General features: G+C 49.2%; 12 protein-coding genes. 4 read left to right on the top strand and 8 right to left on the bottom strand.

The window, feature by feature from the left end; translation table 11 throughout:
• Positions 1-31: 31 nt before the first annotated feature.
• Together proC and IQ235_RS06200 are read left to right on the top strand one after the other, a co-directional pair.
• Positions 32-850: a pyrroline-5-carboxylate reductase gene (proC, locus tag IQ235_RS06205; RefSeq protein ID WP_264320624.1), complete on the top strand. Its 819-nt coding sequence runs from the start codon at positions 32-34 to the stop codon at positions 848-850.
• Between the two features lie 217 nt (positions 851-1,067).
• Positions 1,068-1,562, top strand: a complete 495-nt coding sequence (locus IQ235_RS06200) for a hypothetical protein (protein ID WP_264320623.1) — start codon at positions 1,068-1,070, stop codon at positions 1,560-1,562.
• A 292-nt stretch (positions 1,563-1,854) separates the two neighbouring features.
• Here IQ235_RS06200 and IQ235_RS06195 read toward each other — a convergent pair whose 3' ends face one another.
• The 7 genes from IQ235_RS06195 to IQ235_RS06165 form a co-directional block, all read right to left on the bottom strand.
• A complete protein-coding gene (locus IQ235_RS06195; protein WP_264320622.1) occupies positions 1,855-2,979 on the bottom strand; it encodes a site-2 protease family protein in 1,125 nt (374 codons plus the stop codon).
• A 253-nt stretch (positions 2,980-3,232) separates the two neighbouring features.
• Complete coding sequence (locus IQ235_RS06190; RefSeq protein ID WP_264320621.1) at positions 3,233-4,294, bottom strand: mannose-1-phosphate guanylyltransferase; 1,062 nt, start codon at positions 4,292-4,294, stop codon at positions 3,233-3,235.
• A 140-nt stretch (positions 4,295-4,434) separates the two neighbouring features.
• On the bottom strand, positions 4,435-5,073 hold the full coding sequence (locus IQ235_RS06185; RefSeq protein WP_264320620.1) for a class I SAM-dependent methyltransferase: 639 nt from the start codon (positions 5,071-5,073) through the stop codon (positions 4,435-4,437).
• Positions 5,074-5,491: 418 nt separating this feature from the next.
• Positions 5,492-6,715 (bottom strand): DUF445 domain-containing protein, encoded by a 1,224-nt coding sequence (locus tag IQ235_RS06180; RefSeq protein WP_405196649.1) that lies wholly within the window; start codon positions 6,713-6,715, stop codon positions 5,492-5,494.
• Positions 6,716-6,798: 83 nt separating this feature from the next.
• Complete coding sequence (gene ubiE / locus IQ235_RS06175; RefSeq protein ID WP_264320618.1) at positions 6,799-7,512, bottom strand: bifunctional demethylmenaquinone methyltransferase/2-methoxy-6-polyprenyl-1,4-benzoquinol methylase UbiE; 714 nt, start codon at positions 7,510-7,512, stop codon at positions 6,799-6,801.
• 254 nt (positions 7,513-7,766) lie between these two features.
• On the bottom strand, positions 7,767-8,711 hold the full coding sequence (locus tag IQ235_RS06170; protein WP_264320617.1) for a response regulator: 945 nt from the start codon (positions 8,709-8,711) through the stop codon (positions 7,767-7,769).
• 636 nt (positions 8,712-9,347) lie between these two features.
• The gene (locus IQ235_RS06165) at positions 9,348-11,057 is read right to left on the bottom strand and encodes a hypothetical protein (RefSeq protein WP_264320616.1); all 1,710 of its coding nucleotides are present in this window, start codon (positions 11,055-11,057) and stop codon (positions 9,348-9,350) included.
• 97 nt (positions 11,058-11,154) lie between these two features.
• Here IQ235_RS06165 and IQ235_RS06160 point away from each other — a divergent pair, with 97 nt between their 5' ends.
• Complete coding sequence (locus IQ235_RS06160) at positions 11,155-11,451, top strand: hypothetical protein (protein ID WP_264320615.1); 297 nt, start codon at positions 11,155-11,157, stop codon at positions 11,449-11,451.
• Between the two features lie 131 nt (positions 11,452-11,582).
• Here IQ235_RS06160 and IQ235_RS06155 read toward each other — a convergent pair whose 3' ends face one another.
• Positions 11,583-11,975 carry a DUF760 domain-containing protein gene (locus IQ235_RS06155; RefSeq protein ID WP_264320614.1) on the bottom strand — a complete coding sequence of 131 codons (393 nt, stop codon included), beginning with the start codon at positions 11,973-11,975 and terminating at the stop codon, positions 11,583-11,585.
• A 257-nt stretch (positions 11,976-12,232) separates the two neighbouring features.
• Between IQ235_RS06155 and IQ235_RS06150 the strand changes: the two genes are divergently transcribed.
• A partial coding sequence (locus IQ235_RS06150) for a glycosyltransferase family 2 protein (protein WP_264320613.1) occupies positions 12,233-13,063 on the top strand: 831 nt, incomplete at its 3' end.

The following is a 13,063-nucleotide window of genomic DNA, read 5'->3' as shown; positions in this document are numbered from 1 at the left end:
GGCTGCGGTAAACCGGGTGTCTCAGTAGGGCATGACCCATTGTAAATTGGGCATTATTGGCGGCGGGGTTATGGGAGAAGCGCTCCTATCCCGCTTGCTTGCCGAGAAGGTTTACCAGCCTCATGAAGTCTGGGTGGTAGAACTGCAACCCGATCGCGCTCGCCACCTGGAGCAACAGTATGGGGTCCGGACGCTCTCCGACTCTGGGGAAGCGATCGCCGCAGCAAACGTGCTGTTGTTGGCAATTAAGCCGCAAGTGTTTGATGCGATCGCCGAGCGGTTGCGCGATGAAGCCACCGACATCGAAGAAGACAAACCCCTCATCCTCTCGATTATGGCGGGAGTCCCTTTGGGAAAATTGCAAGGAGTTTTCCCCGGACGACCGATCGTGCGGGCGATGCCCAATACCCCGGCTACCGTCGGCGCGGGAATCGCAGCGATGGCATCGGGTCAGTTTGTCGTACCCCAACACCGATCGCGAGCCAAACTCATCCTCGAAGCGGTGGGAGAGGTCGTTGAAGTGCCAGAATCGTTGATGGATGCGGTGACGGGTCTATCGGGTTCCGGGCCGGGTTATGTAGCGGTGTTTATCGAAGCGCTGATTGATGGAGGAGTTGCCGTGGGTTTGCCCAGGGCGATAGCGACTCAACTGGCAATCCAAACGGTTCGAGGCACGGCGCAACTCCTCAATGAGTCGGGAATGCACCCGGCCCAACTTAAAGATAGCGTCACCAGTCCCGGCGGCACTACAATTGCTGGGATTGCTTGTCTGGAACGATCGGGTTTGCGATCGGCATCTATTGAAGCAGTCCGGGCAGCGTGCGCTCGGGCAAAGGAGTTAGGAGCGTAAAAAAGCAAGGGGGCGTAGGGGAAACTCGATTGAGTCGCCCGTTCTGCGCTTTTTTAAAAACATTTTAGAGTCTAAATTATAACGATATTTGAGTTAATTTAAAAAAAATTACCATTTCTTTTATTCAAAATATTTATTGAAAATTTCATCATTATTTCTAAAATTAAATTCTCAAACTTAAAACCTGTCAAACTGAGCCAAAAAAAGGGTAATTTTAATGATTAAAGATATTCGAGAACCCGACTCTTGGGAATTTAACCCCGATCGCCCCCACGTTCCAATTCTGCATAACGGTCAGCTTGTCGGCTACTGTCAACCGTTTTACGCTCGAGAAATCGTCGAGTCTCTCAACGAGCAAGAAACCTTGCGCAAAGCTTTGCGAATTGCCTGCTCGGATCTGATCCGCAAACTCGGTGGAGATCGCAGCAAATTAGATGACTTGGTACAAAAGTACAGAACCAAAGCCCAAAGACCGAAATTTGGTCCGAGGGCGATCGCCGCGATGCTCATCGATCGACAAAAAGATTTGCGAGTTTCTCCTCAAGAATTCGTCAAATTTTGCGATACATATAAAGTTTCGCCCCAACAACTTCGGATGTTAGCAGAAGGCAAAGAGATCGATCGCAAATACATCGAACCCCTCGCTCGAATTTTAGGAATTACACCGGCGGAAGTCATGGATGTACTCCAGGGCGATCGGGAGAAAAATTGAAATCGGCATTGGGTCTTCAGCTTTTGAATCAAAAAGTCAGCATTCATTTCCTCTAAGTTGCCGAGTAAGACTTTTTTAACGAGATCGTACTTTGCTCGTAACGGCTATCCAACTCAAACTCGCGAATCTGAATGGCTTTATGCTTCATCAAGAATTGCAGTCTACCAACCTTTAAACTCGAAAATCTCAAGGGGTGACAAGGAGGCTGTAAAACCAGGAGAATGATAATTTGAACCAATCAACCATGGCTTCCAAAAAACTGGGGAGCTGTGCGCTCCCCAAAAGTGGAGATTTAAGCTGGATTAGCTTGCGTGTCATTCTGCTGAAGCAGGCGAATGACTGCCGCCTTTTCCAAAATTCCTACAATCGCCCCATTCTCTCCAATTACGGGGAGTTCGAGGAGTTTTTTCTCTTCCAACAAATTGACGGCTTCGAGTAAAGAGCGATCGAATTTAACCGTATTAGTCAGTTCGACAGGTTTCATCAATTCTTCGACCCGAGTTTGAGGCCACTCAGATGTGGGAACCTCTTTCATGCGATCGATTTCAATTTCTCCAAGGAGTTGACCGTTCTCGTCCGTCACCAGGAACTTCCGCCATTCCCGCCGTCCGATAATAAATGTATTGGCAAATTCCCGTAGGGATAAACTGGCTGGGACAATGGGACTGTCGGGTGTCACTGCATCTTGAGCCGTTAGATCCGAGAGTTTCTGCTGCAACGTCGCCGACTGAGCCGAACGACCGGCATTTTGCAGCAAGAACCAACCGATCAACGCCGTCCACAAACCGCTATAGATACCGTAGAGTATGGGAATTGCTCCGAACGCGATCGCCAACCAACCAATGGCCTGACCGACTCGACTGGCAAATACGACACCTTTGTAGGGGTTGCCGGTAATCTTCCAGACGATCGCTTTGAGAATATTGCCACCATCAAGGGGTAAGCCGGGGATTAAATTAAACAGCGCCAGCACTAGATTGATGGAAGCCAGCAAACTGAAAATCGCCGCCACCGGTCCGGAAACGGGCAAGCTGTTCCCGAGAAAAACGAATAACAAAAATAATGCCAGACTGACTGCTGGGCCGGCGATCGCCACCCAAAATGCTTGAGCGGGTGTTTTGGATTCTCGATCTAAACTCGCTAAGCCTCCAAACAGGAACAGGGTAATGGATTTGACCTCGATCCCCTGTTGCATTGCCGCAAAACTATGTCCCAACTCGTGGGCGAGCACCGAGGCAAATAGCAGCAAAGCAGCAAGGAATCCCAGTAACCAAGGCAGCGCATCGCCTAATTCTGGAAATTGCAGTCCAAGTCGGCCTGCATAGCTGAGTGTGACCAATCCTAGAATCCAAAACCAGGACGGATTGATGTAAAAGGGGATGCCGAACAAGTTCCCCACGCGAAAGGTGCCGTTCATTTGCGCCTCCTCTAATTTCGACTGGGCAAGGCTGAATCGGTGCAGGCTTCTATTTTAGTCTTTCTCGGGTCTACCCCAGAGCTTACCGATTCGTTATTTCCCGACCTATTAATAATGTAACGGAATGTAAAACTTACCACTATGGTGAATGTCCGTACCTGGGGAAGATTGAGGGATGGGGAGAGGGGGAAGAGCGTTGCCACTGACCCATCCCTCAATTGTCCGTTGCTATTCCCTGCTCCCTATTCCCTAATTAAAGTAAGTGAGCGTACTTGGGATTATCTCGCACGGCTTTGAGGATTTGTTTGATGTCTTGAGTGCGGTCTTTTTTCACCACGAGGGTGACGTCGCCATCGCGAACGACGAGTATATCTTCTAAACCAATGGTGACGATGACATCGCGATCGTTACTGGCGTATAGAATTGCCCCTTCTGTATCCTGTCCGACATGATTTGCCAGTTCTACATTGGGTTCGTCGCCTCTAAGCAATCGTTCGATCGCATTCCAATCGCCCAAGTCGTCCCATCCAAACGCCACCGGTAGCACGCACGCCAAGTCCGTTTTTTCCATCAGGGCGTAGTCGATACTGGTTTTGGGTAATTCGGGGTATGCCTCGATGCCTCGTTCTTCGAGCATCTGCATCAGTTCGGGGGCGTGAGTTCGCAACTGGGACAGGGCAACACCAGCCCGAAACACGAAAATACCGCTATTCCAACTAAAGCGACCGGTTGCTAAAAATTCCTCGGCGGTGGCGGTGTCGGGTTTTTCGGTAAAGCGAGTCACGCGATACGCATCTAGGGAACCGAATTCGCCGATCGCATCTCCTTGTTCGATGTACCCGTATCCCGTGGCGGCATAACCGGGCTTCACGCCCAGGGTCACGATCGCATCTCGAACGCTAGCCAATTCGACGGCTGCATCTAACGTTCGATCGAACTTCTCGCGATCGGCAATCCAATGATCGGCGGGAAAAAAGCCCACCACCGTATCTTCCCCATATCGCTTGGCAATTTCTAAGGTCGTCCAGGCGACGGCTGGTGCAGTATCTCGTCCTTCGGGTTCGACGAGGAGATTCGCCTGCGGTAGCTGGGGCAACTGTTCTCGAATACCCGAAGCCAGGTGAGAAGCTGTGACGACCCATAACTGCTCCCATCCCTCGGCGGTCGGGCACAGGCGTTGTGCGGTCGATTGCAGCAAGCTCATCCCGCTACCATCGAGAGAGAGAAACTGTTTGGGGCGCTGCTTGCGACTTAAGGGCCAGAAGCGCTCGCCTTTACCACCGGCGAGGATGACGGGAACGAAAGATTGACTCATAGCAAATTTCCGGAATTAGCTTTACTTTAAGACTTCGTTTTAGAAGTGGGGTCGAAACAGGACTACATCCAAACTAGGTAGAAGCTGTGAAGAAGCCGTGAAGAACGACGGAGGGAAGTAGAGCGTTCCCGATGGTAAGACTAGGATTGCGAGGGTCTCGTGCTGAGGATTTTTTGACCGGTAACTACCAACCAAGATTGTTCTTGGCGAGGTAAACCCGGCGGTCGGTAGTAGCGCTCGAGAATTTCAAAACCCGCTCGTTCCAACTCTGATGCTAGGGTTTCGTATTCCCACAGGGTAATATAGCGATTGCCTGTGGGACGTTGAGTATAGCCTTCTCCTTCTCCTCGGGCGACGGACATGACGATCGCACCTCCGGGAACTAGAGTCGCCCACAGTTGCTTCAAAACAACCAGGGATGCAGAGCGCGGAACGTGGATTAACGATGCGTTGGCAAAAACCCCATCGAAGGTTTCCGGCGGCAAGTCAAGGCTCTCAAAACATTGTTGCCAAACTTCGCAACCCGATACGCTGCGAGCCATTTCCACAAAAGCCGGTGTCGCATCTAAGCCCACGACTTCATACCCGAGTTCTTTGAAGGCGACCAGGTCTCGTCCGGGCCCGCAGCCGAGATCGAGAATTTTTCCTGGATTTTTCGGCATGGCCGCCACTAAGGCTTCTCGATTTTGAGAAACATCGTGGTTCCAAGTTCCCTCTCGAAACGAGTTCGCACTCAATTGATATTCGGAGATCGTGATTTGTTCGTGGGGTTCCACCATACTCTGGTGTTCTCGCGCTTGCTGGGGATGGTGGGCGGTTGGAACGATATCGATCGACTAGGGATGAAATCGATCGTCCGAACCGATATTTTAAAAAATGCCATCGTGAAGAATCGGTATTTTTCTCGATGAGCAGTTTTTACCGTTTTTGACTAATTTAGATGCTTGAATGTTAGAAATTATCTTGGCTTTTATTATACCATCTTGTTTAATAAATTTCTTCTCATGTAAAGAAAATTAGCTCGGTCTTATCATTCTTTCATCTAAAAAAAACCTGGCTGATGCCTGGTCTTTGAGAATATTTCGTCAGCCGTGTTTTTTGAAGTTTATATCCTCCCTCTCAATTTTTTTTTACGTTTTTCTTCTCTTCTAAAGCCAGGACTATTTAAGTGTCAATCGATACATTTTCGTCAAAATTTTATCGAAATAAAAGAAAAATTGTTTGTAGGGAACCCACCATTACCCCTAACACACCACCTAGATTGACAATTGCTTGCAGCTCGGTTTTTACAATTCCTTGAATTGCGGCTTCTAAATCTTGAGGAGAAGTAGACTTGACGCGATCGATAATGACTTTGTCGATGGCCAAAATGGGAATAGCTTTGGCAACAATTTCTTCTAAATCTTTTTCCAAATAGCGATCGAGAATAATCGCCAGTTCGGCACTGATTAATTCTAGCGAGGAACTAAATGCAGATGATGTTCGCAATCGATTGATAATCAGCTGAGCGATGCCTTCTAAATCGAGAGAATCGCTCAACTTTTCTAAAAACTGCGTACCTTCAGCTTGAACATAGGTTCTGACACTGTCTCGAAATGTCTTTCGCAGTTGTTTGACCGTCGTCACCGGTAGATTTTGCAAAGATAAATTTTGCAGCCACTCTTTGAGTCGCTCTCGAATCGATAAAGACTTCACCAGTTCGGATAAACGCGCGTTCGTCGAAGCTTTTTCATCCAAACAAAACGTGCGCAAGCGGGTCAGGGTATTGCGTAAACCTAATAAGTTGGCAACCACCCAATAGGTTCCACTGGTGCGTTCGCGGAATCCATCGTCAATAATTGCAATATTGCGATCGGTCAAAAAATCAATCAGTGTCAACCGTAATGTATCCGGTGGAAACACGACTCTAAGCATCCAATCTGCCAATTGACCGGCTTGAGATTCACTCAGTTGAAACTCAAGCAAAAACTCATCGAAAACCCGATCGAGTTGTTCTTCTAAAAAGTCTTCTCGGCGCGCTAACACTTTAATTAAACGTGGCAGAGAACGACTCAATAGATCGTGAAGAATTCCCGCTAAAATCTTCGTGGTTTTGCGTTCGACATCTAATTTTATCTGCTCGCGAGCGGTTTGCAGCAACCAGAGAATTGCCCCTTGAACCCGGTCGGTTTGCAGGAGTCGCCGCGCCAAGTTTTGTAATTCCGTTGGCGTGAGCAGCGAACTCATAATTGTGTCGGAAACGCGCTTTGCCAGGCGCTCTTGGTTGCGAGGAATTAAACCCGGCGTAAATGGTAGGCGGCGCTTGCCAAGATAAATTGGCTTATACGGTCGAAATAGCATATTGATAGCTAAATCGTTGGTGAAATAGCCAATAATCCCACCGAGGATGGGAGGCGCAATTAAAACCAACACATTCGACAAGTTCAAAAGATTTGACCGAGAACGAGATGTATAGCGCTTCGCGCATTGGGGAAAGCAAGAGCGAGGATGTTAAATCGCAACGTTTAACTCCGATCTTTCGTTGCCACCAATACTCCCATCATACCGCCCGCGATGGGATAGTGCGTGGCGCGACCGAAACCCGCTACCCGCGCGAGGTGTACTTGCTCGCTAGAGACGGGGAACCGATCCAAGCTCGGCCCGATATAAGCATATTCTTCCGTCAGACCAAATTCTTCTGCCGTGGGGACGACGATGGTATCGAGATACCATTGCTGGAACGATCGCATCACCGCGCTAGGAGGACGATGCATATCTAAAATCGCCACTGATTTTCCAGGTTTGAGGACGCGATGTAACTCTTGCAGTCCTTGGGAAATATCCATTAGATTCCGCAAGCCGTATCCCATCGTCACCGCATCGAACGCGCAATCGTCAAAAGGTAAGTTCAGAGCGTCCCCTTCCACCCAATCAATGGTACGAGGGGGATAGCAGCACCCAGAACGCTGTCGGGCTACTGCCAACTGGGCGGACGAAAAATCGACTCCAACCACCCGTCCGTTGGGGGTCACTGCCTCGGCCAATCGCAGCGCTAAGTCACCACTGCCGCAGCAGACATCCAAGCAGGTATCTCCGGGTTCGGCTCCGCTCCACTTCACCGTCATTTGCTTCCAGACGCGATGCGCTCCGGCACTCAGGCGATCGTTAAAGCGATCGTACATCGGGGCAATACGGTTGAAAAGCGATTGAATTCGATCGGCGGAAGGGGAAAACGTCATGAAAAAGTTGTTATCGCGATAGCGCTGCGCGCTAGAGATTAGGAGAGGTTCAGGGAATCAAAATACAAATTTTATCGAGGCACGCACGCAACGATCGCTGTTCAAGCGTACATTACACCATGACTTTAACTGGGAAGCTCGACTCGATCCTCTAAATCGCAAAAGTACGATCGAGGGCGAGGATATCGCCTCAGTTTCACTTGCACTTTGTATATTTTCTCATTTCTTCAGTCCACAATTTCTGGTGTTTCTCCTTAAGCTTGTGAGGGAATAGCAGCCATCGCTAACGCGATCTGTCGTGCGACCAAATGCAGAAGTTCGAGTCGGTCTTCTTGCAGTTGCACGGGTTGGTGCCATTGAAGAGACAAAATTGCCAGGAGTTTTTCTTGGAAGACCAGTGGCATCGCCACATGAGAGCGAACACCCGCATTTTGGTAGTGAGGGAGTTCTGACAAGTTCGCATCGGTAGAAATATCGATGGCGAACCGAACGGTTTTCTGGGCGATCGCCTCTTGTACGAGCGGATCTCGATCGAGCCAATTTTCCAGAGGAGCTTCCGGACTGTAAATACCGACGGTATCGAAGCGATCGTCACAAGTCGGTTGGAGAATGCATCCATTGACGCAGAACTCCTCTCCCACTGCTATTGCTAGAGCATCGAGAGCCTCTTCCCAATTTTTCGATGTTTGCGCCGTATCGAGAATTGATTTTAGTAGCGCCATATGAGATTCCGATCGCTTTAATTCCTCCGTGCGCTGCTTGAGTACTTCATAAGTATCCGATGCCCGTTGCACCACCTTTTTCAATTCCGTGGGATCCCAGGGTTTGGTGATGTATTTGTAAACTTGTCCGGAGTTAATCGCCTCGACTAAATCCTCAATATCCGTGAACCCCGTGAGGATAATGCGTACGGTGTTGGGAAACTGGGGAACCGTTTTACTTAAGAATTCCGTCCCTTTCATTTCCGGCATCCGCTGATCGGAGATGATGACAGCCACTTCACCTTCCCGTTCGAGTACCTCCAAGGCTTGCAATCCGCTTTCAGCCTTCGTTACTTGAAAATCTCGCCGAAAAGTCCGATAGAGCAAATCGAGATTATCTGGTTCGTCATCGACAACCAGCATCTTGGGTTTTTGTCGTCGTGTTGTCGTACTCAATTGTTTTTTGAGGGTATCTAGTTCTAAGATGATGTCGCTCATGCGAACCTCTGCATCTAGTCGCAATCGATCGTTTGGCTGTGAATTTGAGTTTAAATGGTATCAACCGATGAAAGCTCAACTTTATCTTAACCCCCATCTTGAAGAAAACCGCTTGAAAGTGCATCGATTGTCATCGAGATCGTCTATCCTCGAGGCGCTAAAGATATGAGGATTGTTGCGGAAAGTCCATCGGGCAGGATCGAGAATGAAGCGCAATCGATCTCTATACTGAACTCGATCGAGCAGGATCGTTGCTCCCCAGAACGAATGCAAGTCAAATAGTCGGGCACCCGATCGTCTCCGAGTTGATTCCGTTCGTTCGCCGTCACGTCTAATTCTTTCGTCTGGGGGTGAAAGGTTCGGTGGTGACGTGGATCGACTCCCACGGTCTTACGGCATCCCGAAAGTGCCATCAGACGGAAAAAACAAGAGAATACGAGAGAGCAAGAGAAGAAGGAATTTCGAAGTTCCGAATTCGGAAACGGGGGACGTGGTGAGGAGTTAGAGGAGAGATGGGAGAAGAAGAGACGCGGAGACAGCAATCGGCTGAGGGTGAATGGCGATCGCTTCCACAAATAGGGGTTCAAAATCTGAGTACGCGCGCATTCCTCGATGAGCCATTCCTCGCTCCCCATGTCAAAGTTTACGATCGACTCGCAGGGATTGTCCCTGGGAAAGTTCTTTAACGCGATCGGTTAGATCGAGCCAGGGCAGTAGTTGTCCTAGTTGAAATGTCCGACTCATGACAATATAAATCGAAGTTTGGGCGCAACCGATTCCAGCACTGACCACTTTTTTCCAAGATTTGGATTGGGAAAACAGTTCGTCGCTGATATTCCAGTATCCATCTTCCCAACGGAAGGTGCGGGTGAAATGAAATGGCGCGTCTTGTTTGCCAGTAATTAGCATCGCTTGCAGGATTTTACGAATCAGATTGGGGAAAAAACGCCCACCTGTTAACATTACCGATCGCAAAATCATCATTTTCAGAGGGGTCATTTGCTGCTGCTTCGCCCAGCCCAATTGCCCGATGATAATAATCTCATTTTTCTCGATACTGACCTTATCGTTCGCAATGAGATGACCGACCGCATTTTTGAGCTTGCCGCCATGGCGAACTTGCAGGGAGAAATGGGTGTCAGAGGCAACGAGTTGGCGATCTCGAAAGAGTTTGAACGTCCCACCTTTATTCAGGGAGACATACAATTCCACGATCGCCCCTTCTGATGAAATAGCGGTCGTTTCAGGCATCTCAGACCGCTCGTTTTCTTCCTCTACCTCTTTTGCCCCGATCTCCCCAGCTGACTCTATCTCGACAGTGGGATGGCGGATGACGAGTAGGTTCGCCTCTTTGAGCCAAATTTGCCCTAGGGGACGAGGAAGGGGTTCCGGACGCTCTTCGATAAAATCCTGCCATGCCAACAGGTAGTTCCAAGTGTGGTGTCCGATGATGTGGTCGTCGGCGTAGCAGGGTGCTTTTCCGTTTTCGAGTCCCTGCAAGAATAAATCGTTAATTGCCAGAGCCTTGGGTATCCAGCGTCCAGCTAACTCGAAGCCGTGGGGAAAGAAGTTATAGGTATTGCGGCTGCTGTATTCTCCGCCATAGGAACCGTCGGGATGGATGAAGAGACTGGCCAGTTCGACGGCTTTAACCAGTGCCTCTTTGAGACGAGGATCCGAGGGCGATCGCATTCGTTCCAGCCGTGCCAAACACCACAGCGTCAGGGTATGATACCCCGGATCGCAGCCTTCGTACTCGGGAAACCAACCCTCATCGCGCTGCCAGTCCAAGACTCGCTCGAATCGGCGCAGTTTCGCCCGCTTCCACTTGGAGGTTTGCAGCAGTCGCCCCACCAGTTCCAAACACAATACGATTAAGGCTTGATGGTTGGTCAGTTGACCGCTTTCTTCGTGGTGGGCCAGCCAATCTGCGCGCCGCTCGAAAAATCGCAAAGCTTCTTTGTTGTCGAGTTCCAAAAGCTGGTAGCTTTCGACACACGCCAGCAGGGAAAATGCAGATGCCCCGGCTGCCCGTTCGTAGGGAAAGTAATCGTCGCAGGAACCATCGGCATGGGCGCTGCGAGCGGCATATAGAATGCCCGCTTCCACCCAGTCTCGAATCGAACTTTCCTGGTAAAAGGGGTTTTCGGGGACGTCGGTTTGGTAGGCCAGTGCCAGAGGCCAAACGAACTCCTGCGACATTCCGCTGGGAAAATCGATAATTTTGTAGTGCCAAAAATTGCGATCGAAACAGCCGTAGGTGGGACTGTGGGGATTGCGATCGAGTAACGTGAGAATTTTGGGAATTTGGGCGAGCGCGATTCGGGCGAATAAATCTCGACTCATAGCATTGAAATGTTGACCCTGGCCATCGGCGCAGTTTTGTGAAACTCGTGGGAACTCCAAACCCCCTTGGAGTTTAATTTAAGGGTAGGAATTTTTGATGTTAATATTACCACGTGCCTTTGGCAAACCCCAGAGCTTTAAGAGATCGAAGGTTAACTCAGAAGGCTACGATGTGCTTGTGGGTTCCCTCGTCGATCTCGATCGTCCGATTTGGGGTGCTCCAGAAGATTTCTTCTGCCTCCGTCCCAACCCCGAAATCAGCAATCGAAGCTGCCAGCGACAATTTCCGGAAAAGACAGATATCGAACACCGATGCTGGGTTGTCGAATTAATGCTATTTTCCGACGGCACAAACGCTTTCCTGCGGACGCGATTGGGATATACTTACGATTGAGGTCATGCCGAAACAGAAGTGGTAGCAAGCGAACTCGTCATCGAGCCGGGAGCGAGAGTGACAATTCGATCGGTCGCAACAACCGAAGAATTGTGTTGGCGCGTTCTCGAAAACTGACACAGGATTTGTATCTAGTAGCCGCTCTCTTCAGTGCTTTCTTCAACGGAGGAAGTTGGATTCGGCTCGTTGGAGGAAGGAGCTGTAAACGATACCGCACCCGAAAATCTCTTGTCGAGTTGCATTCGCTGTTCCATTTGGCGTAGAAAATACCCCGTCATCATAGCAGAGGCTAACATTCCCGCCATATTTTCTCGATCGGTCGCAATTTGGACGTTAAAACCTTCTGTGGGTAAGACTCCAACCAACCCCTGCACGTTCCGCGAGATAATGTCTTTTATCTCGGGACTGGCAGATTTCGCAATATGAGCGAGAATTTCTGGGGGTTGATTTTGGAGATACTTGAGCAGTTGGTTGACTTGTCGATCTTCTGTATCGGAGCTGAAGAATTCGGGGTTAAAAACCATAAAGAATTACAGGAGATGGATACCTATACCTTATAATACACGCGAATTTCACATTGTGTCTTGTAGGAGTGGAGGATCGATCCCTTGCCAGGATTGAAATGGTCGATTCTGAGCTGGGGAAAATGGAGGAAGAACAGTCAATTTTCTGTGTCTATCCCCAGGGGCAAAACGCACTTTTAATGTCAGCCCGATGCTCGCCGGTCTCTTTCTCTTCCTGTCTAGATGCGACCTCTATTTTTTGACTCGAATCTCACCCTATGTTTTTCAGCGTTGTCATTCCCACTTACAATCGTAAACCCATCTTAGAAAAGTGTCTCAAAGCCTGTTTAAATCAGCGATTTACGTCCCTGACTGCTGTTGAGGATTATGAGGTGATTGTCGTCGATGATGGCTCGACAGATGAAACAAGATCCTGGCTGGCAGACTACGCTCACAATGTTTCCCGGCTGTATTGGTACCAACAGAACCACCAAGGTCCCGCCACTGCCAGAAATTTGGGGGTGCAGCAAGCCAAGGGGGATACGATCGTCTTTATCGATAGCGATTTAGTGGTGACAGAAACCTTTTTGCAAGCTCATGCCGACGGATTGCAACGGGGAAAGAAACAATTCGATCGCGTTTTTACCTACGGTGCGGTTATTAATACCAATAACTTCGAGAATCCAACAGACGAACCCTACAAAATTACGGATTTTTCGGCGGCTTACTTTGCCACGGGAAATGTGGCAATTTCTCGTCGTTGGTTGGAAAAAGCCGGATTGTTCGATCCTCGCTTTTATCTCTACGGTTGGGAGGATTTAGAGTTGGGGGTGCGATTGAAAAAATTGGGATTAAAACTCATTAAATGTCCTGAAGCGGTAGGATATCACTGGAATCCCGCATTTACTTTAGAACGACTGCCGCAAATTATCGACCGAGAACGGCAACGGGCGCGCATGGGGGTACTTTTCTACCAAAAACATCCAACTTGGGAAGTGCGGATGATGATTCAAATGAGCGTACTACATCGGTTGTTGTGGGGGATGCTATCTCTGGGAGGTTGGTTGAACGAGCGTACGACGCGACGGTTTTTACAGTGGTCGATCGAT

The sequence above is a fragment of the Zarconia navalis LEGE 11467 genome, from assembly GCF_015207075.1.
Classification (GTDB): domain Bacteria; phylum Cyanobacteriota; class Cyanobacteriia; order Cyanobacteriales; family Geitlerinemataceae; genus Zarconia; species Zarconia navalis.
The sequence above is the reverse complement of the archived record's forward strand: the minus strand, read 5'-3'. Positions and strand labels throughout refer to the sequence as shown.